The organism is Pseudomonas sp. USHLN015, from assembly GCF_037153275.1.
GTDB classification, from domain to species: domain Bacteria; phylum Pseudomonadota; class Gammaproteobacteria; order Pseudomonadales; family Pseudomonadaceae; genus Metapseudomonas; species Metapseudomonas tohonis.
The window spans coordinates 82,430-107,188 of the sequence record NZ_JBBCKP010000007.1; the positions used below are offsets into that span (position 1 = coordinate 82,430).

The following is a 24,759-nucleotide window of genomic DNA, read 5'->3' on the forward strand; positions in this document are numbered from 1 at the left end:
GCGATCCCGTGCAGCCTGCCAGCATGGAAACCGAGGCATGAGCGACAAAGACGACGACAAGGTGCGCCTGGACAAGTGGCTGTGGGCTGCGCGGTTCTACAAGACCCGCGCGCTGGCCAAGGAGGCCATCGAGGGCGGCAAGGTCCACCACCGGGGTGAGCGCTGCAAGCCGGGCAAGGAGCCACGGATCGGTGACCAGTATGTGATCCGCACCGGCTTCGAGGAGCGCACCGTGGTGGTCCGTGCGCTGTCGGTGGTGCGCCGGGGCGCGCCCGAGGCGCAGACGCTCTACGAGGAGACCGCCGAGAGCATCGCCCGCCGCGAGGAGGCGGCGGCCCTGCGCAAGGCCGGCGCCCTGGGCGTGCAGACCGAGGGCCGGCCGACCAAGAAGCAGCGCCGGCAGATCCACTACCTGCGCGGCGGCTCCGGCGATTTCGAGGGCTAGCGCAGGCGCTTGTCGTCCAGCAGCGCCAGGCGGTTGAGCAAAGGCACGCGGCTGCCCAGGCGCATGGCCGGGCTGGCCAGCCAGGCCAGCACGCGGGCGAGGTGGTCGCCCGCCGGGGTGCACCAGCCCCAGGCCAGCACCAGCAGGGTGATGAACAGGCCGCCGACCAGGTCGTCCGCCAGCCAGTGGGCACCGGCCACCAGGCGCGGCAGCATCATCGCGGTGGCCAGGGCGATCACCGTCACGCGGTTCCAGCCACGGGCGAAGATCGCCATGAACAGGCCCCAGAGCATCAGCACCGAGGCGTGGTCGCCGGGGAAGCTGCGGCTGGAGCGGTCCTTCACCTCGAACACGCTTTCCAGCAGCGGGAAGTGATCGGACAGTTGCATGCCGCCCAGCACCATGGACGGGCTGGCGTGCTGCCAGCCATGGTGCACGGCGATGCGGGTGAAGAGGATGCGCACCGCCACGAGCACCAGCATCAGGGCGATGAAGGTGAACAGCGCGGGGCGCAACTGGTGGCGGCGGAACACCCAGTCCTGGCGGATCAGCAGCGCGAGCATCAGGCCGCCGGCGAGGATGTCGAACAGCCGCGTGCTGCAAAAGGCCCAGAAGCCCATCCACAGCGGGTGGCCTTCCAGGGAGCCGTTGAGGGCCAGGTAGACGGCCCGGTCGGCCTGGTCCCAGAGCGCCCGGGTGGCCGGCGACAGCCAACTGGCGAGCAGCAGCAGGGCGAAGGCGTGCAGGCCGATCAGGGCCGGCCATCGCCAGGAGGCTTGGACACGCATCGGTTTCTCCATAAAATTCCCATCCTCATCTATCGCAGGCCGTGGAAAGGCGCGCTTTATAGTCCGCCGTCATCGTTCTGTCATCTTTCCTTCCCGGGTTCCCTCCTCATGCCGACCTTCGACAATACCCAGCGCTTCCTTTTCGACGACACCGACGTGCGCGGTGAGATGGTCGCCCTGGGCGAGAGCTACGCCCACGTGCTGGCCAAGCACCCCTACCCGGAGCCGGTGGCCCAGCTGCTCGGTGAAATGCTCGCCGCCGCCTCGCTGCTGGTCGGCACCCTGAAGTTCGACGGCCTCCTGGTGCTCCAGGCGCGCTCCTCCGGCGCCGTGCCGCTGCTGATGGTCGAGTGCTCCAGCGATCGCGAGCTGCGCGGCATCGCCCGCTACCACGCCGAGCAGGTGGAGCCGGGTGCCGGCCTGCACGAACTGATGCCCGAGGGCGTGCTGACCCTGACCGTGGACCCCAGGCAGGGCCAGCGCTACCAGGGCATCGTCAGCCTGGAGGGCAGCAACCTGGCCGAGAGCCTGTCCGCCTACTTCGCCAACTCCGAACAGCTGCCGACCCGCTTCTGGCTCAACGCCGATGGCCGCAACGCCCGGGGCCTCCTGCTCCAAGCACTGCCGGCGGACCGCCTGAAGGACCCGGAAGCCCGTGCCGCCAGCTGGCAGCACCTGACCACCCTGGCCGACACCCTCACCGCCGAGGAACTGCTGGGCCTGGACAACGAAACCGTGCTGCACCGCCTCTACCACGAGGAGCAGGTGCGCCTGTTCGACCCGCGCCCCATCAGCTTCCGCTGCAGCTGCTCGCGCCAGCGCTCGGCCAACGCCCTGGTCAGCCTGGGCCGCACCGACGCCGAAGCCCTGCTGGACGAGAACGGCGGCACAGTGGTCATCGACTGCCAGTTCTGCAACCAGCGCTACAGCTTCGACGCCGCCGACGTGGCGCAACTGTTCGCCGGTGGCGGCAGCGCGGCGCCGTCCAGCACAAAACACTGACGGGCGAAGCTCGAAGCTCGAAGCCGGAAGTGGCACGACGCCTTCTTCAGGCTTCCAGCTATCTCGTCCAACTAATAAGTCTCCTACCTATTTGTAGTGTTTCGTAGCGCAGCCCGGGCCTGTGGATATCTCCGCAAGCGCCCGCCTGGCCTCGTTTTCTCGCGTGGCGTTCCGAGGGTGACCGGCATTGCCGACTCGGTCATTTCCAGCGACGAACCCGCTTGAAAAGCGCTCGCCAGAGTCGCGGCTCCCGGTGCCCGGTCTGACTGAAACCCCCGTATCGTCTGCCTTACGTCCAGTCATCTCGCCTAAGCCATAGTTCCTCTGGCATAATCCGGCGCACTTTTTTCGCTGTAGCGGGTCGCATGACCCACTACATATTTGATTGGAGGACTCGGCCTCTCGCCGACGGGGAACCACATGACGCAAGCCAATACCGCCGTGTACACCGATATCAGCGCCGCGCAACTGGTCGAAGAGGCCATCCGCCGTGGCGAGGGTGAGCTGGCCGCCAACGGTTCGCTGGTAGTTAGGACCGGTCACCGCACCGGCCGTTCTCCGGCCGACCGCTTCATCGTCCAGGAGCCGACCACCGAATCCAAGATCGCCTGGGGCGCCATCAACCGTCCCTTCCCGGCGGACAAGTTCGATGCCCTGTGGGACCGCGTCGAAGCCTATGTGACCGAGCGCGAGCGTTTCGTTTCCCACGTGCACGTCGGCTCCGACCCCGAGCATTACCTGGCGGTCAAGATGACCACCGAGACCGCCTGGCACAACCTGTTCGGCCGCTGCCTGTTCATCAACCCCGAGCAGTACAACCCGCAGGCCCGCCAGGAATGGCAGATCATCAACGCCCCGAACTTCGTCTGCGAGCCGGAGCGTGACGGCACCAACTCCGATGGCTGCGTGATCCTCAACTTCGCCGCCAGGAAAGTGCTGATCGCCGGCATGCGTTACGCCGGTGAAATGAAGAAGGCCATGTTCTCCGTGCAGAACTTCCTGCTGCCGGAAAAAGACGTGCTGCCGATGCACTGCGCCGCCAACGTCGGCGAAGACGGCGACACCACCCTGTTCTTCGGCCTGTCCGGCACCGGCAAGACCACCCTGTCCGCCGACGAAAGCCGTTACCTGATCGGTGACGACGAGCACGGCTGGGGCGTGGGCACCGTGTTCAACATCGAAGGCGGCTGCTACGCCAAGTGCATCGACCTGTCCGAGAAGAACGAGCCGGTGATCTGGAAAGCCATCCAGTTCGGCGCCGTCCTGGAAAACGTCGTGCTGAATCCGGAAACCCGCCTGCCCGACTACAGCGACGACAGCCTGACCCAGAACTCCCGTGCGGCCTACCCGCTGGAGCTGGTCGAGAAGCGCGTCGAGGCCAACCGTGCCGGCGAGCCGAACGCCGTGATCTTCCTGACCTGCGACCTGACCGGCGTACTGCCGCCCGTGTCGATCCTCAACAACGAGCAGGCTGCCTACCACTTCCTGTCCGGCTACACCGCCCTGGTGGGTTCCACCGAGATGGGTTCCGGCGGCGGCATCAAGTCGACCTTCTCCACCTGCTTCGGCGCGCCCTTCTTCCCACGCCCGGCCGGCGAGTACGCCGAGCTGCTGATCAAGCGCATCAAGGGCTTCGGCTCCAAGGTGTACCTGGTCAACACCGGCTGGACCGGTGGTGGCTACGGCGTCGGCAAGCGCTTCAACATCCCCACCACCCGTGGCGTGATCGCGGCCATCCAGAGCGGCGCTCTGATCGGTGCCGAGACCGAGCACCTGCCGCTGATCAACCTGGACGTGCCGAAGGCCGTTCCGGGCGTCGAGACCAACCTGCTCAACCCGCGCAACACCTGGGCTGACAAGGCTGCCTACGACGAAGCCGCCAAGGGCCTGGCCGAGAAGTTCATCGAGAATTTCAAGAAGTTCGACGTCTCCGACGCCATCCGCAACGCCGGCCCGCAGCTGTAAGCGAGCCCGTTGTAGAAGAAGCCGCCTCCGGGCGGCTTTTTCATTGCTCGCCGTGCGACGCCCGCGTTCGCGGTGCCTGAGCCGGGCGCTGATGCTGGGAACGGATCATGATGGGTTTCGCTGCGCTCTACGCCATCCTACGGACATACAGGGCGGCGCCTTGCCCTGTCGCGGCGCTGTTGCGTTGCGCTTCGGGCCATGATCGACGGCCCCTTTCGACGGAGTGAAGCCATGCCTCGCAACACCCTCGCCGCCACCTTCGGCTACGACGCCTTCCGCCCCGGCCAGGAGGCGGCGATCCGCTCGGTGCTGGCCGGCCGCTCGACGGCGGCGATCTTTCCCACCGGCTCCGGCAAGTCGCTGTGCTACCAGCTCCCGGCGCTGCACCTGCCGCACCTGACCCTGGTGGTCTCGCCGCTGCTGGCACTGATGCAGGACCAGCTGGCCTTTCTCCATCGCCACGGCATCGCCGCCGCCAGCATCGACTCCGCGCAGAGCCGCGAGGAGGCCGCCGAGGTCATGGCGCGGGCGCGCTCGGGCGAGCTGAAGATCCTCATGATCTCGGTGGAGCGCCTGAAGAACGAGCGCTTCCGGGGTTTCATCCAGCAGGTGCCGATCTCCCTGCTGGTGGTGGACGAGGCGCACTGCATCTCCGAGTGGGGCCACAACTTCCGTCCCGACTACCTCAAGCTGCCGGACTACCAGCGCCAGTTCGGCATTCCCCAGGTGCTGCTGCTGACCGCCACGGCGACACCGGCGGTGATTGCCGACATGCAGAAGAAGTTCGCCATCGCCCTAGAGGACGTGGTCACCACCGGCTTCTACCGCAGCAACCTCGACCTCGCCGTCGAGGCGGTGCCCGGGCCGGCCCGCATGGCGCGCCTGGTGGACTGGCTGACCCCGCGCAAGGGCCAGCCGGGCATCGTCTACGTCACCTTGCAGAAGACCGCCGAGCAGGTGGCCGAGGTGCTGGTGCGCAGCGGCCTGTCCGCCGCCGCCTACCACGCCGGTATGGGCCATGAGGCCCGTGAGGCGCTGCAGCGGCGGTTCATGGCCGGGCAGGTGGACATGATCGTCGCGACCATCGCCTTCGGCATGGGCATCGACAAGAGCGACGTGCGCAACCTGGTGCACTACGACCTGCCCAAGTCGGTGGAAAACTACAGCCAGGAGATCGGCCGCGCCGGGCGTGATGGCGCTCGCTCCGAGTGCCTGGTACTGGCCAATCGCGATGGGCTCAACGTGCTGGAGAACTTCGTCTACGGCGACACGCCGGAGCGCGACGGCATCCTCCGCGTGCTGCAGGAACTCAGGGGCGCGGTTGGGGAGGGCGGGCGCTGGGAGCTGACCCTCAACGCGCTGTCGGACCAGAGCAACATCCGCCAGCTGCCGCTGAAGACCCTGCTGGTGCAATTGGAGCTGCGCGGCATCATCGCCCCGCTGTTCGCCTACTTCGCCGAATACCGCTTCAAGTACCTCGTGGAGCCCGAGGCGCTGGTGGCCCGGTTCGAGGGCGAGCGGCGCCGGTTCGTCGAGGCGCTGGTGGCCACCTCGCAACGGGCACGGACCTGGAGCACGGTGGACTTCGACCGCTTGTGGAACGAACACCAGGCCGAGCGTGCGCGGGTGGTCAAGGCCCTGGATTTCTTCCAGGAGCGCGGCTGGATCGAACTGGAAAGCAAGCAGATGACCGAGGTCTACGCCTCGCTGCGCAGCGACTGGAACACCGACGCCCTGGCGGATGAACTGCACGGCTACTTCAAGCGCCAGGAGGCCAGCGAGATCGGCCGCATCAACGCGATGCTCGACCTGTTCGCCAGCGACACCTGCCTCAGCCAGCGCCTGGCCGGCTACTTCGGGGACCACCAGGCACCCGCACGGTGCGGTCACTGCTCGGTGTGCCGTGGCCAGGTGGCACGCCTGCCCGAGCCGGCGGCGCTACCCGCGCTGGAGGGGAAGGATTTCGCCGCGCTGTGCGAAGCATTCCGCCAGCGCCAGCACGAATACGACGGCCGCGATGCGGGGGCGGAGAGCCTCACCCGTTTCCTCTGCGGCATCGCCACGCCGGTCTTCACCCGCTTGAAGGCCCGCAACCTGCCGGGCTTCGCGGCGCTGGAGGACTACCCCTACGCCCAGGTGCGCGACTGGGTCAGCCGCCAGCTCGACCTGTAGCCCGGGATTCACCATGGCCTGCCTGCAGCCTCGTCAGGCCACCAGGGCCCGGTCACTGAAGCTGGGCTGTTGCACGGCCTGGTAGGTGGAGATGGCCTGGTTGGCCAGTCGCGGCGTCACCAGGCCCAGATCGGGCTGGGTGAAGGCCTGTTGGTTGCCATCCAGCTGCAGACGCTGACGAGCGATGAAGTCCCCGGAAAGCGGGTTGTCGGGGTTCAGGTCATCGGTCTGCTGAGCTTCGATGTAGTCGGCGATCCGCTGCTGCTGGAGCTGTTGCTGCTGCAGCCGGGCTGTCTCGGCGGCGTTCTCGCGGATCTGCTGGGCCTGTTCCTCCCGCAACGCCTGTGCCCGTTCCCGGGCCAGCTGCCGGTTCTCCTCGAACTGCTGCTGGGCTTCTTCCCGGGCGATACGCGCCCGCTCGTTCCGGGTGTCGATGGCGTTCTGGGTGGTGACGCCGGGCTGGGCGGTGATCGCCAGCGGGTCGTTGGTCCGCGGCAGCGGGGTATTGGTGAACAGGGTCGGTCCTGTCGGTGTGATTGCGATAGCCATTGGGTTCTCCCTGGTTTTTCGGCCTGGGAGCTTCAGTCTAAGGGCAGGAGAAGCCCTCTTTTAGGTCGATCGCGCATAAGGCTCGTGACTCGATCGTCTAGCACTTTTTCCGCCTCCTTCTGTCCCGCCGCTTCGCTGCGCGCGCTCCCGTCGCGCTTGCATCGCCCGAGCCATGGGCGTTGCGAGTGATCCGTGCTGGAGGCGGCCGCTGGCAGCTGGGTACGCACGTGCAGGAAACGCCTCTTCTACCGTTCGTCGGTCGAGGCTCAGCCGGGCTCGCCCAATTCGAGGATCTGCCCGATCAGCCACTGCAGCGCCGCGTCCCGTTCCCGTGCCTGCACGCTGACCACATCCAGGTGGAAGGGCCCCACGGCGAAGGGCAGCTCGTGCAGCTCCAGCGGTAGCAGGCGGGCGAAGTAGTGGGCCAGTTGCGTGGGCAGCACGGCCACCAGGTCGCTGCCGGCGACGATGTGGGCCGCCTGCAGGTAGTTGGGCGTGGTGTAGAGGATCTGCCGGCTCAGGCCACGCTCGGCGAGCCACAGGTCGACCATGCCTTTGGTCTGGCCGCCATGCACCCAGAGGTGGCGTAGCCTGAGGAAGCCCTCCAGGTCCGGCTGGCCTTGCAGCAGCGGGTGGTCGCGGCGTGCGGTCAGGCGCAGGGTCTCGCTCATCCAGCGGCGGCTGGCGAAGCGCGGCGCAATGCCCTGGAAGCGCCCCAGCACAAGGTCCAGCTCGCCCTTGTCCAACGCCTCGGCGGGCAGGCTGGGGCTGAGGTGGCTGATGGCGATCTGCACGCCGGGCGCCAGCACCGCGAGGCGCTCCAGCAGGCGGGTCATGCAGATCAGCTCCACGTAGTCGGTCACGGCGATGCTGAAGCGCTGGCGGCTGCGTGCCGGGTCGAAGGCCTCGCCGGCGACGAGGCTCTGCTCGATCTGCGCCAGGGCGGCACGGATCGGGCCCTCCAGCGCCAGCGCCCGGGGCGTCGGCTGCATGCTGCGGCCCACGCGCACCAGCAGCGGGTCGCCGAGCAGCTCGCGCAGGCGATTGAGCGCGTTGCTCACTGCCGGCTGGCTGAGGGACAGGCGCTCGGCGGCACGGGAGACATTGCGCTCGCGCAGCAGGGCGTCGAGCACACGCAACAGGTTGAGATCGAATGTGGAGATATTCACCGTGGGAATACGACCTATCACAAGACTAAATTTCAAAAATAGTACCGGCTTCCTTAAGGTGTCTGGCGATTTTCGTATCCCCGCGCGCAGGCCCGAGCCACCGCAGAACAACAAGAGGACGATCCGATGACCCAGAGCCCCCGCGATATTCGACAAGCCGCCGTGATCGGCGCCGGCACCATGGGCCGAGGCATCGTCATGAGCCTGGCCAATGCCGGCGTGCAGGTGCTGTGGCTGGACAACAACCCGCAGATGCTGGTGCAGGCCCTGGGCGTGGTCGCCGACACCTATGCCCACAACGTGCGCCAGGGGCGCATCGACGAGGCCCAGGCGGCCGCGCGTCGCGCCTGCATCACCCAGGTGAGCGACTATGACGCCCTGGCCGACGTCGACCTGGTGATCGAGGCGGTGTACGAGAACCTCGAGCTCAAGCAGCAGATCTTCCGTGAGCTGGACGCCCGGCTGAAGCCCTCGGCCATCCTCGCCAGCAACACCTCGGCGCTGGACATCGACGCCATCGCCGCCGTCACCGGGCGCCCCGAGCAGGTCCTCGGCCTGCACTTCTTCAGCCCGGCGCACATCATGAAGCTGCTGGAGATCGTGCGTGGCGCCAGGACCGCCAGGCCGGTGCTGGACGCGGCCCTGGAGCTGGGCAAGCGCATGGGCAAGGTCAGCGTCATCGCCGGCAACTGCGACGGCTTCATCGGCAATCGCATGCTCCATACCTATGTACGCGAGGCGCGGATGATGCTGCTCGAAGGCGCCTATCCGCATCAGGTCGACGCCGCCCTGCAAGGCTTCGGCTTCGCCATGGGCCCGTTCCGCATGTACGACGTGGTCGGCATCGACCTCGAATGGCGTGCCCGCGAACTGGCCGGCAAGGGCCAGGACGACCCGGCGGTGCAGGTGGACAACCGCCTCTGCGCCCTCGGCCGCTTCGGCCAGAAGTCGCGCATGGGCTACTACCGCTACGCCGAAGGCAGCCGCCAGGCCGAGCACGACCCGGAAGTGGATGCCCTGGTGCTGCAGGTATCCGAGCAGCTCGGCTTCGAGCGTCGCGGCATCGGCCAGGAGGAAATCCTCGAGCGCTGCCTGCTGGCGCTGGTCAACGAAGGCGCGAAGATCCTCGAAGAAGGCATCGCCGCCTCCAGTGCCGACATCGACACCGTCTACCTCAACGGCTACGGCTTCCCCGCCGACAAGGGCGGCCCCATGAGCTGGGCCGATGGCCAGGGCCTGGAGCTCATCCGCGAGCGCCTGGAATACCTCGCCGGCCGCCACGGCCTGCACTGGCAGCCCGCTGCCCTGATCCAGCGCCTGGCCGCCGAAGGCCGCCGCTTCGCCGATTTCCAAGAGGAAGCCTGAGATGAGCTACACCGCCCCCCTGCGCGACATGCGTTTCGTACTCCATGAAGTCTTCGACGTCGCCGGCCACTGCGAACTGCTGGGCAATGGCCTGGACCGCGAGCTGATCGACGGCGTGCTGGAAGAAGGCGCGCGCTACGCCGGCGAGGTCATCGCCCCGCTGAACCGCACCAGCGACGAAGAAGGCGTGACCCTCGAGGGCGGCGCCGTGACCACCCCCACGGGCTTCCGCGAGGCCTACAAGCAGTACTGCGACAACGGCTGGGCCAGCATGACCGGCCCGGTGGAGCATGGCGGCCAGGGTTTCCCGCAGATGGTCGCCGCCAGCTTCCACGAGATGCTGATGGCCGCCAGCCTGTCCTTCCGCGTCTATTCCGGCCTCACCGAAGGCGCCGTGCTGGCGCTCTACAAGCACGGCAGCGAGGCGCTCAAGCAGGCCTACCTGGACAAGATGGTCGGCGGCACCTGGACCGGCACCATGTGCCTCACCGAGCCCCAGGCCGGCACCGACCTGGCGCTGCTGCGTAGCCGCGCCGAGCCCCAGGCGGACGGCAGCTACAAGGTCAGCGGCAGCAAGATCTTCATCAGCGGTGGCGAGCAGGACTTCTCGGACAACATCGTCCACCTGGTCCTGGCGCGCCTGCCCGATGCCCCGGCCGGGGTGAAGGGCATCTCGCTGTTCCTGGTGCCCAAGTTCATCGCCAACGCCGATGGCACGCCGGGTGCGCGCAACGCCCTGTCCTGCGGCGCCATCGAGCACAAGATGGGCATCAAGGGCGCGGCCACCTGCGTGATGAACTTCGACGGGGCCACCGGCTGGCTGATCGGCGAGGCCAACCAGGGCCTGGCCTGCATGTTCACCATGATGAACGACGCGCGCTTCCAGGTCGGCCTGCAAGGCCTGGGCATCGCCGAGCGCGCCTTCCAGGGGGCGCTTTCCTATGCCCGCGAGCGCCTGCAATCCCGCGCGCTGACCGGGGCCGCCGAACCCGACAAGGCCGCCGACCCGATCATCCATCACCCCGACGTGCGGCGCATGCTGCTGACCCAGAAGACCCTGGTGGAAGGCAGCCGCATGCTCGCCGCCTATTGCGGGCGCCAGCTGGACCTGGAGCACGGCCACCCCGACGCGGCCGCGCGCAAGGCCGCCGGCAAGCGCGCGGCGTTGTTGATCCCCATCGTCAAATCCTTCTTCACCGACATGGGCCAGGAAGTGGCCAGCCTCGGCGTGCAGGTGTACGGCGGGCATGGCTACATCCGCGAATGGGGCATGGAGCAACTGATGCGCGACAGCCGCATCACGCAGATCTACGAAGGCACCAACGGCATCCAGGCGCTGGACCTGATCCGCCGCAAGCTGATGGGCGACGGCGGCGCCGAACTCCATGCGCTGCAGGACGAGCTGGCCGCCATGGCCGAAGCCCAGGCCGGCCGTAGCGAACTGGCGGAACTGGCCGGTGCCGTGCTGGCGCGCCTCAAGGAATGGCGCGACCTCACCGCCACCGTGCTCGACCGCGCGCGCCACGACCCCCAGGAAATCGGCGCCTGCTCGGTGGACTTCCTCCAGTACTCGTCCTATGTGTTGTTGGCCGGGCTCTGGCTGCAGGCCGCCGCCCGCGCCCAGGACGCCCTGGAGGGCGGCACCGGTGAGGCAGACTTCTACCAGGCCAAGCTGCACAGCGCGCGCTTCTACGTGCGCCGCCTGCTGCCCCGAGCCAGCGGCCACCGCGAGTCGCTGCTCGGCGGCGCGGATTGCCTGATGGCCCTGCCGGAAGCGCACTTCGCGTTCTGAGTGCAACCCCGCGTTCACGAGGTGACGGGAGCCTTCCTGCCACCTCGCGAGCGCAGGGCCCCGGCAAAGAGGCTTCACTCAACGGATCACGCCGCACCACAACAAGAGGCCACCCCATGCAGCCCTTCAGCTTTGCCACCACCGCGCAGATCCTCTGCGAATCCGGCTCGGCCCTGCGCCTGGCCGAGCTGTGCCGCGAGCGCGATGCCCACCGCGTGCTGATCGTCACCGACCCGGGCATCACCCGCCTGAACATGCTCGACCCGATCCTCCCGGGTTTCGCCGCCGCCGGTGTGGCGGTGGAGATCTTCGACCAGGTGCAGGCCGACCCGCCGGAAGCGGTGGTGCTGCAGGCGGTGGAACAGGCGAAGGCCTTGCGCGCCGAGCTGGTGATCGGCTTCGGCGGCGGCAGCTCCATGGACGTGGCCAAGCTGGTGGCGCTGCTGGCCCATCCCGAGTGCAGGCAGGGGCTCAAGGACCTCTACGGCGTCGGCAATGCCCGGGGCCGACGCCTGCCGCTGATCCAGGTGCCGACCACCGCCGGCACCGGCTCGGAAGTCACCCAGATCGCCATCATCACCACCGGCGAAACCACCAAGATGGGCGTGGTCTCCCCGCTGCTGCTGCCGGACCTGGCGGTACTCGACGCCGACCTCACCCTCGGCCTGCCCGCCGCGGTGACCGCCGCCACCGGCATCGACGCCATGGTCCATGCCATCGAGTCCTACACCAGCCGGCACAAGAAGAACCCCATGTCCGACCTGCTCGGCCGCGAGGCGCTGCGCCTGCTCTGCGCCAACCTCGACGAGGCGGTGCACAACGGCCGCAACCGCGAGGCGCGCCAGGCCATGCTGCTGGGCGCCTGCCTCGCCGGCCAGGCCTTCGCCAACGCCCCGGTGGCGGCGGTGCACGCCCTGGCCTATCCGCTAGGCGGGCACTACCACATCCCTCACGGCCTCTCCAACGCGCTGGTGCTCCCCCATGTACTGGGCTTCAACGCCGAGGTCGCCGCGCCGCTCTACGCCGAACTGGCGCCGCTGGTGCTGGGCCGCAAGCTGCAGCCGGGCAACGACCTGCACCTCACCGAGCAACTGATCTTCGAGCTGGCCGACTTCAGCGAGCGCAGCGGCCTGCCCACGCGCCTGCGCGATGCTGGCGTCGCCGAGGCGATGCTGCCGCAGCTGGCGAAGGACGCCATGTTGCAACAGCGCCTGCTGGTGAATAATCCGCGCGAAGTCAGCGAGCGCGACGCGCTGGCGATCTACCAAGCGGCGTACTGAGCCCATCCGAACCAGGGAACCCCATGAGCCAACCCCAGCACCTGCGCAGCGACTACCGCCACTTCCAGCCGATCACCACCCGCTGGCACGACAACGACGTCTATGGGCACGTGAACAACGTCGTCTACTACGGCTTCTTCGACAGCGCGGTGAACACCTACCTGATCGAAGTGGGCGGCCTGGACATCCACGACGGCGAGGTCGTCGGCTTCGTGGTCAGCTCCTCCTGCGACTACTTCGCCTCCATCGCCTTCCCCGATCGCATCGAGGTGGGCCTGCGCGTCGGCAAGCTGGGCAACAGCTCGGTGCAGTACGAACTGGCCATCTTCAAGGCCGGCGAAGACGAGGCCTGCGCCGCCGGCCGCTTCGTCCACGTCTTCGTCGACCGCGCCAGCAACCGCCCCGTGCCGATACCCGAGCGGCTGCGCGCGGCCCTGGCGGAACTCGTCGTCGCGGGTTGATCGCGGCGTCGGCAAGACCGCTCCCGGGCTGAAGCCCGGGCTACGGTTCATTCCCATGCGCGGTTCGCGGGCCGGTTTTTTCACCAGATCGACCCCGAACAGCCGGAATGGCGACATCGGCGGGGTGCGCTGACCGGTCGCTCTACCCTAAATGGGCTTCTGCCCGCAGAATGCGCGGCAAATCCGCTGCGCTTCCACTGACTGCAGGGCGACAGACCCTGCGGCCTGGCGAGTATTTCCGTTTCGGCCGGGCCGGGGTGGTGCAGCGGGGCATCTTGGGTATCGGCCGTGTCCACGGCCCCTGTTCAGTGAATCTGCCATGTCTTCGGAAAAACGCTCCACCCTCCAGCGCCTCAAGGGCACCAGCCTGGTGACGCGCATCCTCATCGGCCTCGTGGCCGGTGTGCTGCTGGCCATGCTCAAGCCCGAAGCGGCTGCGGCCGTGGGCCTGCTCGGCACCCTGTTCGTCACCGCCCTGAAGGCCGTGGCACCGGTGCTGGTGTTCGTCCTGGTGATCGCCGCCATCGGCAACCACAAGCCGGGCGAGCGCACGCACATCCGCCCGATCCTGCTGCTCTACCTGATCGGCACCTTCTCCGCCGCGGTGGTGGCGGTGCTGGCCTCCAGCCTGTTCCCGTCCACCCTGCACCTGAGCGCGGCGGCCACTGAGCTGGCGCCGCCCGGCAATATCTCCGAGGTGCTGCTGAGCCTGCTCTCCAGCGCCGTGGCCAACCCGGTCAAGGCGCTGATGGAGGCCAACTTCATCGGCATCCTGGTCTGGGCCGTGGGCCTGGGCATCGCCATCCGCCAGGGCAGCGAGACCACCCGCGCGGTGTTCAGCGACCTGTCCCACGGTGTGTCGCTGATCGTGCGCGTGGTGATCGCCTTCGCCCCGCTGGGCATCTTCGGCCTGGTGGCTTCGACCCTGGCGGAGAACGGCCTGAAGGTGCTGGCGGACTACGCCCACCTGCTGGCGGTGCTGATCGGCTGCATGCTGTTCGTGGCCTTCGTGGTGAACCCGCTGATCGTCTACTGGAAGATCCGCCGCAACCCTTATCCGCTGGTGCTGACCTGCCTGCGCGAGAGCGGCATCACCGCCTTCTTCACCCGCAGTTCGGCGGCCAACATCCCGGTGAACCTGCAGTTGTGCGAAAAGCTCGGCCTGCACGAGGACACCTACTCGGTGTCGATCCCCCTGGGCGCGACCATCAACATGGCCGGCGCGGCGATCACCATCACGGTGCTGACCCTGGCGGCGGTGAAGACCCTGGGCATTGCCGTGGACATCCCCACCGCCATCCTGCTCAGCGTGGTGGCGTCCATCTGCGCCTGTGGTGCCTCCGGTGTGGCCGGCGGCTCGCTGCTGCTGATCCCGCTGGCCTGCAGCCTGTTCGGCATTCCCAGCGAGGTGGCAATGCAGGTGGTTGCAGTGGGCTTCATCATCGGCATCCTCCAGGACGCCGCCGAGACCGCGCTGAACTCCTCCACCGACGTGCTGTTCACCGCCGCGGCCTGCATCGCCAGCGGGGATGTCGACGAGCCGGGCGAAGCGCACATCGGCTGATAGCCCGGGCGCACGCCTAGGGCGTGTCGCCCGTCCTGGCGGTGGCGGGTTCGGCGAACCCCTCGCCGCCGTCCGGTAGCCGGCCCGGCAGGTCGGAGTCCAGCTCGATGACCCGCCGCCCGGCCATCCCCGCCTGGTCGATCAGGTGGCCGTGATGGCGCAGGAACAGCGCCTGGAAGGTGCCGTCCGCGCGGATCATCTCGAAGCCTTCGGCAAAGCGCCGTTCCAGCACCCGGTTGTCGTGGGCGAAGGTGAAGTACACCGGCATCGGGTATTTCAGCGCCAGGTGCTGCTCCACCATCAGGTCCGGCAGCGCGAGGCGGTTGGCGTCCACCTCGGCCCAGGCTTCGCTGAGGCCACGGTGGAAGTAGTCGAAGCGGCGCTGTTCGAGCATCGGCAGCAGGTTGCCGGGGTTGGCCATGCCCAGCACCGGCAGGTGGTTGCGGGCGAACAGCGGGAAATCGCTCCATTGGCTGCCGAAGCCACCGGTCATGCGGCGCAGGCCGTCGAGGTCGTCGATGCGCGCGAAGTCGGCCTGGCGGTCCTTGCGGATGATCAGCACGCGGTAGCCGAGCAGGCCCTGGTGCATGTCGATGGGCAGCATGCGGAAGTCGGCCAGGCGTTCGCGGTTCGGTGGCACGTAGGCGAGGTCCACCTGGCCGGCCTTGAGCATCGCCAGGCAACGTTCCTGGGATGGGTCCGGTGCGTCGCTGGGGGCGATGTTGGCCGCGCCGTAGCGCTCGGCGGTGCGGGCGAGGATGAGGTTCGCCAGCTCTATGCGGTAGGCGTAGGTGACGGGGTTCTGCTGGCAGACACGCAGTTGCTGCCCGGCGAAGGCGGCCGGGAGCAGGGTGAAGAGGCAGAGCAAAGGTGCGGCGTATCGGATGAAGCCCATGGCGTTTCCACGGCGACCGGCGTGCATGCGCCAGCAGGGTAATGGCAGAAGATTACAGTCTTCTCAGACGCTTCGCCCGGTAGCTGTTGAGCTACTCGACACCCAGAGCTATTCTGGCGCGCGGTCGGCAGTTCACCCAGGCGTCACCGGTGCCCATTCGGGCAGCTAAACCTGCCACGAGCCCCAGGCTCACCCTCGACCGACACTCGTCCCGTGCCGCGTCGGAACCCGGCGACCCCCGACATCCTCGTCCGAGGACTTGGCACACACGAGGAACGAACTGTGTCCAAGACGCTTATCCCTTTCGCCACCCATGACATGTCCGCGCTCGCCCGCTCGCTGGTCCGCCAGCTGGAGGGACGCGAGCGGCCGCCGGGCCATGTGGAGATGCTCAACCTGCTTGCCCGTGCCCGGGGCTTTCGCAGCTTCCAGGCGCTGCGCGCGAGCCAGGTCGCCGAGCGCCAGCTGGCCGAGGTGCCCGCCGGCGATGCGGTGGACTACGTGCTGGTCCGCCGCCTGCTGCGCTACTTCGACGAGCAGGGCCGCCTGCATGCCTGGCCGGGCAAGCACAGCCACCGGCGCCCCTGCCTGTGGATGACCTGGATGGCGCTGCCGCCGCGCATCGCGATGAGCGAGCGCGAGGTCGACGGCCATATCCGCGCGGCTGCGAGCCTGGGTGACCACGTGTTGTTGCGGCGCGAGATGGTCGATGCCGGCTGGCTGGTGCGCACGCCCGACGGGCGCGAGTACCGTCGCGTGGAGCTGCGCCCGGAGCCGCTGGCGATGGCCCTGCGCGAGCAGTTGGGCAGGCGTTCGGCCTGATGCACCCGGCGCGCAGGGAGGCGCGCCCTTCAGGCGTCGTCGAAGTGGCTGCTATGCAGCAGGCAGCCCAGGGGCGCCGTGTCCACCTGCAGGCGCGGCCAGCGTTGCAGCCAGCCTTTTTCCCGCAGACGTTCGCTGAAAGCTTCCTGGCGTGGGTGCAGGGGGTTGGGGGTGACGCGCAGGTCGAGCAGGCCGGACTGGATGAAGGGCGTGATGATCTCGATGCCGCCGCCCGGGCGCAGGCGCACGCCGATGGCGGTCTGCACTTCGGGCCAGTGGCTCATGGCGTCGCGGCTGTCGCGGTAGGGGTCGTCGCCGTTGCGCAGGTGCATGCGCGCCTGGTTCTTCACCGACCAGGGCAGGTGCCCGGTCATGCCGCGCAGGGTGTGCTCGATGCGCAGGTCGGTCTCGGGGTCGAGGTCATCGGGGTCGAAGTGGATGAGGTCGAGATCGGCGAGCGGCGTGCTGTCGCGGTAGCCGTGCAGCCGGTCCCAGGCCAGGTTGCGCACGAAGCCGGCGGCCAGCCAGGCATCGCGCAGGCCCAGGCTGGCGACGCAACGCAGGGCCAGCAGGCGCTGGCCGTCGCCGCGCAGCCAGCGTTGCAGGTGGGGCAGGGGATTCTCGTAAGCCACCGGCAGCACCGGCCCCCGCAGCGTGCAACGCGGAGGCTGGGCGTGTGGCTCCATGATGCTCAATCGCGGTGCCTGTGCTTGCGGTGCTTCTTGCCACCGCTGTCCTTGTCCAGCTCGCTGGCGATGGCGCCACCGGCCGCGCCGCCCAGGCCCGCACCGATGGTCGAGCCGGTGCTGCCGCCGAGCTTGCCGCCTACCACCGAGCCGCCGGCGGCACCCAGGCCGCCGCCCAGCGCGGCGCCGGTCTTGTTGCCGTCACGCGCGGTGATCACGCCGCCGGCGGCACCGCCGAGGCCGGCACCGATGGCGGCGCCGGTGCTGCCACCGATGGATTGGCCGACCACGTTGCCCAGCGCACCGCCGATGCCGCCGCCGAGGGCGTTCTTGGTGGTTTCGCCGGCGACCACGGCTTGGGTCGCGAGCAGGCTCAGGGCCAGGGCGGGAAGAGTGAGGCGCATCGGGTGTTTCTCCAGGCAAGGTGACGAGGGCCGCTCGCCTGCGTGGCAAGTGGCCCTCGAACAGTAAGAGGCTGAGAGTGTTACGGGAGTTCTGTGAGGGGATGCGATCGGCCGGGATTGGCGACTAACGGTCGCGATCAGTCATCCCAGTCATGGTGGTGGCGGTGCTTGTGCTTGCGGTGACCCCAGCCATGGCCGCGGCCATGTTCGTGGCGATCGCCACGGCGGTCGTAGTAACGACGATCGTCACGGTCGTCGTCGCGGCTCTCGTTGCCCATGTAGTTGCCCAGCGCGCCACCGGCACCACCGCCGGCTGCGGCGCCGATCAGGCTGCCGGTGTCGCCGCCGACCTGGCGGCCGATGACGTTGCCGCCGGCTGCGCCCAGGGCGCCACCGAGGGCCGCTTCGGTGCGGCTGCGCCGGTCGGCGCCGACCGCGCTACCCGCTGCACCGCCGACGCCGGCACCGATGGCCGCGCCGGTGTTGCCACCGATGGATTGACCGACGGCCGCGCCCAGTACCCCGCCCAGCGCGCCACCCACCCCGGCTTCGGTGGTGCCGCCCGCGAAGGCGCCGCCACTGGCGAGGCAGAAAGACAGAAGGAGGATCGAGGAGTGCTTCATGGAGAGGAGAGCCTCTGTGGTTTGGACGAGGCGATAGTTGCGAGCGGAGCGGCGCCGTACAAGCGTCTCCCGACGAATTGCACAGGGTTTTTCACAATCTCTAAATAATTGTTTTTGCTGGAGAACTTTGGCTGTTTCGGCGGTGTCAGAGGCCTATTCCAGCACTGCGTTTCGGCCCTTTTCCAGGCCATTTCCTGATGGCATTGCGCCTTGTCTTTGCGCCCCCTGCAGTGGGGGTGATTCCGCTTTTCCCCAGACCTTCGATGCGCATGATCGATGCACCCTGTTTGTGTCGTTCGCACCGTTTCCATCGCGTGCCTGGACCTGTGCGCGGGCGCGGAGGGGGCAGGTACGCGCGGCACACCCTGCGGGAGGCTCCGTGCCCGCCGTAGGGTGTGATGCGTGCCGAACGGTCAGAGAATGCGCCCGCTTTCCTGCGCCGGCTGGAGGCGCACGGCGATGAACTTGGAGGTGGGTGTGTGGCTGCCGACGCCGAAGCTGTCCAGGGGCACCAGGGGGTTGGTTTCCGGGTAGTAGGCGGCGGCCTGGCCGGCGGGGATGTCGAAGGCGAGCAGGGTGAAGCCTTCGACCTTGCGCTCGATGCCGTCGTCCCAGAGCGAGACCATGTCCACCTTCTGCCCGCTCTGGTAGCCCAGGCGCTGGATGTCGGCCTCGTTGGCGAACACCACTTGGCGCTGGCCGCGCACGCCGCGGTAGCGGTCGTCGAGGCCGTAGATGGTGGTGTTGTACTGGTCGTGGGAGCGCAGGGTCTGGAGGATCAGGTCGGGCTTGAGACCGCTGGCGCGGATGCGTTCGTGGATCAGGGTTTCCGGCAGCGGGTTGGCCTTGAAGTTGGCGCGGCCGCTGGCGGTCTTCCAGGTGCGGGCGCCGGCCGAGTTGCCCAGGTAGAAGCCGCCCGGGTGCTGCACGCGCTGGTTGAAGTCGGCGAAGCCGGGGATGGTGTCGGCGATGAGCTCACGGATGCGGTCGTAGTTGGCGATCATCGCGTCCCAGTCCACCGGGTGGTTGCCCAGGGTGGCCTTGGCGATGCCGGCGACGATGGCCGGCTCCGAGCGCATTTCGCGGGACAGCGGCTCCAGCTGGCCGTTGGAGGCGTGGATCATGCTGAAGGAGTCTTCCACCGTCACCGCCTGCGGGCCGTGGGCCTGGTGGTCGATGTCGGTACGGCCGAGGCAGGGCAGGATCAGTGCGTCGCGGCCGACGGTGAGGTGGCTGCGATTGAGCTTGGTGCTGATCTGCACGGTGAGGTCGCAGTTCATCAGCGCCTGGTGGGTGCGCGGGCTGTCCGGGGTCGCCTGGGCGAAGTTGCCGCCCAGGCCGATGAAGACGCGGGCCTGGCCGTCGAGCATGGCGTTGATGGCTTCCACGGTGTTGTGGCCGTTCTCGCGGGGCACCTTGAACTGGAAGCGCTTCTCCAGCGCGTCGAGCAGGGCCGCCGGCGGGCGGTCGTTGATGCCCATGGTGCGGTCGCCCTGCACGTTGCTGTGGCCGCGCACCGGGCACAGGCCGGCGCCGGGGCGGCCGAGGTTGCCGCGCAGCAGTTGCAGGTTGACGATTTCCTGGATGGTCGGCACCGAATGGTGGTGCTGGGTGATGCCCATGGCCCAGCAGATGATGACCCGCTCGGCGCGGCGGTACATGCGCGCGGCCTGCTCGATCTCGGCGAGGGTGAGGCCGGACTGGCGCTCGATGTGGTCCCAGTCGGTGGCGTCCAGCTCGGCCAGGTAGGCGTCGACGCCGTCGGTGTGTTCGGCGATGAAGGTGTGGTCGAACACCGCCGGCTGGCCTGCGGCCTGGGCCTCGCGCTCCCACTGCAGGAGGAACTTGGCGATGCCGCGCATGGCGGCCATGTCGCCGCCCAGGGCCGGGCGGAAGAATGCGGTGTTCAGCGGGGCGGAGCCGTTGGTGAGCATCTCCAGGGCGTGCTGGGGATGCTGGAAGCGTTCCAGGCCGCGCTCCTTGAGCGGGTTGAAGGCGACCACCTGGGCGCCGCGCTTCACCGCCTCGCGCAGCGGTTCGAGCATGCGCGGGTGGTTGGTGCCGGGGTTCTGGCCGAGGACGAAGATGGCGTCGGCGTGCTCGAAGTCGGCGAAGGTCACGCTGCCCTTGCCGACGCCCACGCTCTGGCCGAGGGCGACGCCGCTGGCCTCGTGGCACATGTTCGAGCAGTCGGGGAAGTTGTTGGTGCCGTAGGCGCGGACGAACAACTGGTAGAGGTAGGCAGCTTCGTTGCTGGCGCGGCCGGAGGTGTAGAACTCGGCCTGGTTCGGGTCGGGCAGGCGCTTGAGGTGGCTGGCGACCAGGGCGAAGGCGTCGTCCCAGCTGACCGGCAGGTAGTGGTCGCTGGCGGCGTCGTAGCGCATCGGCTGGGTCAGGCGGCCCTGGTATTCGAGCCAGTAGTCGCTCTGCTCGCGGAGCTGGCTGACGCTGTAGCGGGCGAAGAAGGCGGCGTCGACGCGGCGCTTGGTGGCTTCCCAGTTGACCGCCTTGGCGCCGTTCTCGCAGAACTTGATGCGGCCGTCTTCGGGGGAGTCGCCCCAGGCGCAGCCGGGGCAGTCGAAGCCGCCGTTCTGGTTGGTCTTGAGCAGGGCGCGCAGGTTCTTGAACGGCTGCTTACTGTCGAGCCAGAAGTGAGCGACGCTCTTCAGCGCGCCCCAGCCGGCGGCGGCGCCGTTGTAGGGCTTGTAGCGGGGATGCACGGGTTGCAGGCTCATGGCTGTACTTCTTCTGTCCGGGGCGCCGGGCTGTAGACCCGGGGCGCGCTGTGATGGGGCAGGTGGATCAGGTTCAGGTTGTGCCGGCGCGCCCACTGCACGGTGAGTGCCGTGGGGGCCGAGAGGCTGACCAGGGTGCCGAGGCCGGCACGCACCGCCTTGTGGATGAGTTCCAGGCTGCAGCGGCTGGTGACCACGGCGAAACCGGCACGCGGGTCGAGCTTGTGCCGCAGGACGGCGCCGATGAGTTTGTCGAGGGCGTTGTGGCGGCCGATGTCTTCGCGGCACAGCGCCAGTGCGCCGCTGGCGTCGACGAAGAGCGCGGCGTGCAGGGCGCCGCTGCGGCGCGCGAGGTCCTGCTTGGCGGCGATGCGCTGGCGCAGGTCGGCCAGGTGCTCCGGCGGGGGCAGCGGCTGTGGCTGCAGCACGGCGAGGGTGGGCAGGGCCTGCTCCAGGGCCTCCACGCCGCAAAGGCCGCAGCCGGTGGTGCCGGCCAGTTGGCGGCGCTGGTCCTTCAGGGCCCAGAAGGCGCGGTTGGCGATTTCCACCTCGGCTTGGCGGGCGTCGTCGCAGCCCCCGAGGCGGGTGTCATAGATGTCATCGATCGAATCGACGATACCGGCGCTGAGGCTGAAGCCCGCGATGAAGTCTTCCAGATCGGCGGGCGAGACCATCATCACCGCGTGGCTGATGCCGTTGTAGGCGATGGCCAGGGCGCATTCCTCGGCCAGCAGGCCCTCGCCGGTCGTGGCTGCGCCGCCCAGTTCGGCATAGGCATAGCCCCGCGCCTGGGTCACGGGCTCGGTGTCGTTGAGAGGGGTGGTGGATAGCTGGCGTGGCACGGGTGGCGCCCCTGCGACGGATTGACACAGGCAGCCTAGGCGTTGGTGGCGGGGTCCGTCTAATCGCTATTGCCGATACTGTGATCGACAGTGTCTATCAGGCTGGGAAAAACAGCCGGCGGGCCTCTTCGAAGCAGGCATCCGCCAGTGCGGAGCGGGGTTGGCCGCGGCGCTGGATGAGCCCCAGCGGGGCCAGGGTGTGGGCGTGCTCGATGGGCAGCAGCGCGAGGTGTTCGGTGAGTTCGTCGAGGCCGCTGGCGAGCGGCATGATGGCGCAGCACAGGCCGACGTTGACCGCCTGCAGCAGCTGGTGCACGGCGTCGGTCTCCAGGCGCGGCTGCGGCGCCAGGCCCCGGCTGCGGAAGCCGTGGTCGATCGATTGGCGGAAGTGCATGCCGGCCGAGAGCAGGCCCAGGGGCAGGCCGGCGAGGGCCTCCCAGGTCAGTTGCGGGGCGTCGAAGGCGAAGTGGCGGCGGTCGTGCAGCAGGCCCATGCGGGTGTCGGCGACTTCCAGGCTGTCGAAGTGTTCGCGATCGAGGCGGTCCAGGTAGGAGAGGCCGAGGTCGAGCTGGTTGCGTGCCAGGCGCTCGAGGATCTGCTCGGAGCTGAGGGCGAACAACTGGAAGCGCAGGTCGGGATGCTGCCCGGCGAAGGCCTGGACCAGGCGCATGGGGTCGTAGCCGGCCAGGGGCACCACGCCCAGGCGCAGGGTGCCGACCAGGTGGCCGCGGCAGGCGGCCGCCTCGGCGTGCAGGCCGTCATGGGCGGCGAGCAGGGTGCGCGCCCAGGCGAGCACGCGCTGGCCGGCATCGGTGAAGCCTTCGAAGCGCTGGCCGCGCTGCACCAGTTCCAGGCCCAGCTCCTCTTCCAGGCTGCGCAGTCGCATGGACAGGGTGGGCTGGGTGACGTGGCAGCGCGCGGCGGCCTGGCCGAAGTGGCGGGTCTCGTCGAGGGCGACGAGGAACTTGAGCTGCTTGATGTCCATGGTCGCTCCCGCCGGGCTAGAGCCCGTCCACCAGTTCGCGGTAGCCGTCGACCGCGGCGAATTCCTCGGTGTCCTTGAGCGCGCCCCGGCTGTCGGGCTGCAGCACCGCCAGCAGGTGGGCGACGCCATGGGCGCGGGCGCTGCGCAGGATCGGCAGGCTGTCGTCGATGAACAGCGTGCGCGCCGGGTCGAAGGGCGAGTCCTGCTGCAGGGCGTGCCAGAACTGCTGGTCTTCCTTGGGGAAGCCGTAGTCGTGGGAGCTGATCAGGCGATCGAACCAGGGGGCCAGTTCGACCCGTTCCATCTTCAGCGACAGCGAGTCGCGGTGGGCGTTGGTGATCAGCACCACGCGCTTGCCGGCGCGGCGCAGGGCGGCGAGGAAGTGGTCGGCGTCGGGGCGCAGGGCGATCAGGTCGGCGACCTCGCGCTTGAGGTCGCGGATCGACAGCTTCAGCTCGCGGCTCCAGAAGTCCGTGCAATACCAGTTGAGCTGGCCGGCGTGGTGCTTGAACAGCGGCACCAGTTCGGCGTCGGCCGCCTCGCGGCTGATGCCGTGGTGTTCGGCGTAGCGCTGGGGCAGGTATTCCAGCCAGAAGTGGTTGTCGAAATGCAGGTCGAGGAGGGTGCCATCCATGTCCAGCAGGACGGTGTCGATGGCGGACCAGTTGAGCTGTGGCATGCGCGTCCGGGGCTGTAGGTGGGAGGGCTGTCGCGATTGCACCGTGGACGGTCGTCGGCGTGCAATCTCCTACGCAGATAATCGGAAAAGCCGGGGTATGATAACCCGCCGGTCATGCCAAGGAGTTCCGTTATGCGTCAGAAGCCCACCGTGCTCGCTCGCGAGATCGTCGCCAGCAGCCGCCTGTTCCGTGTCGAGGAGCTGCAGCTGCGCTTCTCCAACGGTGTCGAGCGCACCTACGAGCGTCTGGTGGGCAAGGGCTCCGGCTATGGCGCGGTGATGGTGGTGGCGATGGTGGATGCCGAGCACGTGCTGCTGGTGGAGGAGTACTGCGCCGGCACCGACGACTACCAGCTGTCGCTGCCCAAGGGGTTGATCGAGCCGGGCGAGGACGTGCTGGTGGCGGCCGACCGCGAACTCAAGGAAGAGGCGGGATACGGTGCACGCAAGCTGGAGCTGCTGACCGAGCTGTCGCTGTCGCCGGGCTACATGAGCCAGAAGATCCAGGTGGTGCTGGCCCGTGACCTTTATGAAGAGCGCCTGCCGGGCGACGAACCCGAGCCGCTGGGCGTGGAGAAGATCAGCCTGCGCGAGATCGCGAGCCTGGTGCAGCACCCGCAGTTCAGCGAGGGGCGCGCCCTGGCGGCGCTCTACCTGGCCCGTGACCTGCTGGGCCAGCGCGGGGAGTTCCCCGCATGAGCCACTCGCTGCTGCCTGCCGTCATCGAACTGGTCGGCCTCGCCGGCCAGGCCACCCTGCCGTTCTGGCGCGCGGACGTCGCCGTGGTGGAGAAGGCCGACGCGTCTCCCGTCACCGCCGCCGACCTGGCCGCCCACCGTATCCTCGCCGACGGCCTGGCAGCGCTGGATGCCGGCATCCCGGTGCTTTCCGAGGAAGCGGCGGACATCCCCCTCGCCGAGCGCGCCGCCTGGGAGCGCTGGTGGCTGGTCGACCCGCTGGATGGCACCAAGGAATTCATCTCCGGCTCCGATGAGTTCACCGTCAACGTCGCGCTGATCGAGCGTGGGCGGGTGGTCTTCGGCGTCGTCGGCGTGCCGGTCACCGGCCGCTGCTACCTGGGCGGCGCGGGCCTGGGGGCCTGGCGCATCGACGCGGGCGTGCGCGAGCCGATCGGGGTGCGCGTGGCGCCTGCACAGGCCTTCACCCTGGTGGCCAGCAAGCGCCATTCGAGCCCCGCGCAGGAACGCCTGCTGGCCGGGCTGGGGGAGCGCTTCGGGGAATTGCAGCTGGCCAATATCGGCAGCTCGCTGAAGTTCTGCCTGCTGGCCGAAGGGGCGGCGGATTGCTACCCGCGCCTGGCGCCCACCTCGCAGTGGGACACCGCCGCCGCGCAGGGCGTGCTGGAAGGCGCCGGTGGCGAGGTGCTCGACCTGGCCGGCGAACCGCTGGGCTACGCGGCCCGCGAATCCTTCCTCAACCCGTCCTTCCTGGCCCTGCCGGCGGCCGCCGCTTGGCGTGGCGAGCTGCTGGAGCTGGCGCGCGCCCTGGATTGATCAGAGCGGGGGCGAATGAATT

General features: G+C 68.5%; 23 protein-coding genes. 12 read left to right on the forward strand and 11 right to left on the reverse strand.

The features are described 5' to 3' along the window. The first annotated feature begins 37 nt into the window (after nucleotides 1–37). Entirely contained in the window at nucleotides 38–445 is a 408-nt protein-coding gene (locus WFQ67_RS15545; protein WP_111260796.1) for an RNA-binding S4 domain-containing protein, read from the forward strand. Here the strand turns inward: WFQ67_RS15545 and WFQ67_RS15550 are convergent. Further along, the gene (locus WFQ67_RS15550) at nucleotides 442–1,233 is read right to left on the reverse strand and encodes a phosphatase PAP2 family protein (RefSeq protein ID WP_173178586.1); all 792 of its coding nucleotides are present in this window, start codon (nucleotides 1,231–1,233) and stop codon (nucleotides 442–444) included. The two genes, WFQ67_RS15545 and WFQ67_RS15550, sit on opposite strands and share 4 nt — an antisense overlap. 108 nt (nucleotides 1,234–1,341) lie before the next feature. On the opposite strand from WFQ67_RS15550, the gene hslO reads away from it, so the two are divergent. The 3 genes from hslO (at nucleotide 1,342) to WFQ67_RS15565 (ending at nucleotide 6,372) form a co-directional block, all read left to right on the forward strand. Then, the gene (gene hslO / locus WFQ67_RS15555; protein ID WP_173178587.1) at nucleotides 1,342–2,235 is read left to right on the forward strand and encodes an Hsp33 family molecular chaperone HslO; all 894 of its coding nucleotides are present in this window, start codon (nucleotides 1,342–1,344) and stop codon (nucleotides 2,233–2,235) included. Between the two features lie 420 nt (nucleotides 2,236–2,655). Further along, nucleotides 2,656–4,200, forward strand: coding sequence for a phosphoenolpyruvate carboxykinase (locus WFQ67_RS15560; protein ID WP_213627050.1), 1,545 nt, complete (start codon nucleotides 2,656–2,658; stop codon nucleotides 4,198–4,200). Nucleotides 4,201–4,431: 231 nt separating this feature from the next. After that, complete coding sequence (locus tag WFQ67_RS15565) at nucleotides 4,432–6,372, forward strand: RecQ family ATP-dependent DNA helicase (protein WP_337057420.1); 1,941 nt, start codon at nucleotides 4,432–4,434, stop codon at nucleotides 6,370–6,372. Nucleotides 6,373–6,405: 33 nt separating this feature from the next. Here the strand turns inward: WFQ67_RS15565 and WFQ67_RS15570 are convergent, their stop codons facing one another. Further along, complete coding sequence (locus WFQ67_RS15570) at nucleotides 6,406–6,921, reverse strand: hypothetical protein (protein WP_213627047.1); 516 nt, start codon at nucleotides 6,919–6,921, stop codon at nucleotides 6,406–6,408. 266 nt (nucleotides 6,922–7,187) lie between these two features. Next, a complete protein-coding gene (locus WFQ67_RS15575; RefSeq protein WP_271104250.1) occupies nucleotides 7,188–8,090 on the reverse strand; it encodes a LysR family transcriptional regulator in 903 nt (300 codons plus the stop codon). A 126-nt stretch (nucleotides 8,091–8,216) separates the two neighbouring features. On the opposite strand from WFQ67_RS15575, the gene WFQ67_RS15580 reads away from it, so the two are divergent. The 5 genes from WFQ67_RS15580 to sstT all read left to right on the forward strand — a co-directional run bounded on the left by WFQ67_RS15580 (nucleotide 8,217) and on the right by sstT (nucleotide 14,552). Then, nucleotides 8,217–9,455, forward strand: coding sequence for a 3-hydroxyacyl-CoA dehydrogenase (locus tag WFQ67_RS15580; protein ID WP_285960537.1), 1,239 nt, complete (start codon nucleotides 8,217–8,219; stop codon nucleotides 9,453–9,455). A 1-nt stretch (nucleotide 9,456) separates the two neighbouring features. Next, nucleotides 9,457–11,247: an acyl-CoA dehydrogenase C-terminal domain-containing protein gene (locus tag WFQ67_RS15585; protein ID WP_263151601.1), complete on the forward strand. Its 1,791-nt coding sequence runs from the start codon at nucleotides 9,457–9,459 to the stop codon at nucleotides 11,245–11,247. A gap of 116 nt (nucleotides 11,248–11,363) precedes the next feature. Then, nucleotides 11,364–12,527, forward strand: coding sequence for an iron-containing alcohol dehydrogenase (locus WFQ67_RS15590; protein ID WP_337057424.1), 1,164 nt, complete (start codon nucleotides 11,364–11,366; stop codon nucleotides 12,525–12,527). A gap of 23 nt (nucleotides 12,528–12,550) precedes the next feature. Beyond that, entirely contained in the window at nucleotides 12,551–12,988 is a 438-nt protein-coding gene (locus tag WFQ67_RS15595; RefSeq protein ID WP_213627037.1) for an acyl-CoA thioesterase, read from the forward strand. A 319-nt stretch (nucleotides 12,989–13,307) separates the two neighbouring features. Next, nucleotides 13,308–14,552, forward strand: a complete 1,245-nt coding sequence (gene sstT / locus WFQ67_RS15600) for a serine/threonine transporter SstT (protein ID WP_213627035.1) — start codon at nucleotides 13,308–13,310, stop codon at nucleotides 14,550–14,552. A 16-nt stretch (nucleotides 14,553–14,568) separates the two neighbouring features. Here the strand turns inward: sstT and WFQ67_RS15605 are convergent, their stop codons facing one another. Then, a complete protein-coding gene (locus WFQ67_RS15605) occupies nucleotides 14,569–15,447 on the reverse strand; it encodes a hypothetical protein (protein ID WP_337057425.1) in 879 nt (292 codons plus the stop codon). 282 nt (nucleotides 15,448–15,729) lie between these two features. On the opposite strand from WFQ67_RS15605, the gene WFQ67_RS15610 reads away from it, so the two are divergent. Beyond that, nucleotides 15,730–16,269: a DUF2087 domain-containing protein gene (locus WFQ67_RS15610; RefSeq protein ID WP_244862954.1), complete on the forward strand. Its 540-nt coding sequence runs from the start codon at nucleotides 15,730–15,732 to the stop codon at nucleotides 16,267–16,269. 29 nt (nucleotides 16,270–16,298) lie between these two features. On the opposite strand, the gene WFQ67_RS15615 is transcribed toward WFQ67_RS15610, so the two are convergent. From WFQ67_RS15615 to yrfG, 7 genes are all read right to left on the reverse strand, one after another. After that, nucleotides 16,299–16,901, reverse strand: coding sequence for a nucleotidyltransferase family protein (locus WFQ67_RS15615; RefSeq protein ID WP_337057426.1), 603 nt, complete (start codon nucleotides 16,899–16,901; stop codon nucleotides 16,299–16,301). Nucleotides 16,902–16,960: 59 nt separating this feature from the next. Beyond that, nucleotides 16,961–17,359 (reverse strand): hypothetical protein, encoded by a 399-nt coding sequence (locus WFQ67_RS15620; protein WP_173178600.1) that lies wholly within the window; start codon nucleotides 17,357–17,359, stop codon nucleotides 16,961–16,963. A 137-nt stretch (nucleotides 17,360–17,496) separates the two neighbouring features. Beyond that, on the reverse strand, nucleotides 17,497–17,982 hold the full coding sequence (locus tag WFQ67_RS15625) for a YMGG-like glycine zipper-containing protein (protein WP_213627029.1): 486 nt from the start codon (nucleotides 17,980–17,982) through the stop codon (nucleotides 17,497–17,499). A 413-nt stretch (nucleotides 17,983–18,395) separates the two neighbouring features. Continuing rightward, nucleotides 18,396–20,717 (reverse strand): FdhF/YdeP family oxidoreductase, encoded by a 2,322-nt coding sequence (locus WFQ67_RS15630; RefSeq protein ID WP_337057428.1) that lies wholly within the window; start codon nucleotides 20,715–20,717, stop codon nucleotides 18,396–18,398. Beyond that, nucleotides 20,714–21,559 carry a formate dehydrogenase accessory sulfurtransferase FdhD gene (gene fdhD / locus WFQ67_RS15635; protein WP_337057429.1) on the reverse strand — a complete coding sequence of 282 codons (846 nt, stop codon included), beginning with the start codon at nucleotides 21,557–21,559 and terminating at the stop codon, nucleotides 20,714–20,716. Before fdhD ends, WFQ67_RS15630 begins: the two co-directional genes overlap by 4 nt. A gap of 97 nt (nucleotides 21,560–21,656) precedes the next feature. After that, entirely contained in the window at nucleotides 21,657–22,544 is an 888-nt protein-coding gene (locus WFQ67_RS15640) for a LysR family transcriptional regulator (RefSeq protein WP_213627023.1), read from the reverse strand. A 16-nt stretch (nucleotides 22,545–22,560) separates the two neighbouring features. Then, on the reverse strand, nucleotides 22,561–23,223 hold the full coding sequence (yrfG, locus tag WFQ67_RS15645; RefSeq protein ID WP_337057430.1) for a GMP/IMP nucleotidase: 663 nt from the start codon (nucleotides 23,221–23,223) through the stop codon (nucleotides 22,561–22,563). A 132-nt stretch (nucleotides 23,224–23,355) separates the two neighbouring features. Here yrfG and nudE point away from each other — a divergent pair, with 132 nt between their 5' ends. Both nudE and cysQ read left to right on the forward strand, forming a co-directional pair. Further along, nucleotides 23,356–23,922: an ADP compounds hydrolase NudE gene (gene nudE / locus WFQ67_RS15650; RefSeq protein WP_173178606.1), complete on the forward strand. Its 567-nt coding sequence runs from the start codon at nucleotides 23,356–23,358 to the stop codon at nucleotides 23,920–23,922. Further along, complete coding sequence (gene cysQ / locus WFQ67_RS15655; RefSeq protein WP_337057432.1) at nucleotides 23,919–24,737, forward strand: 3'(2'),5'-bisphosphate nucleotidase CysQ; 819 nt, start codon at nucleotides 23,919–23,921, stop codon at nucleotides 24,735–24,737. Before nudE ends, cysQ begins: the two co-directional genes overlap by 4 nt. The last annotated feature ends 22 nt before the right edge of the window (nucleotides 24,738–24,759 follow it).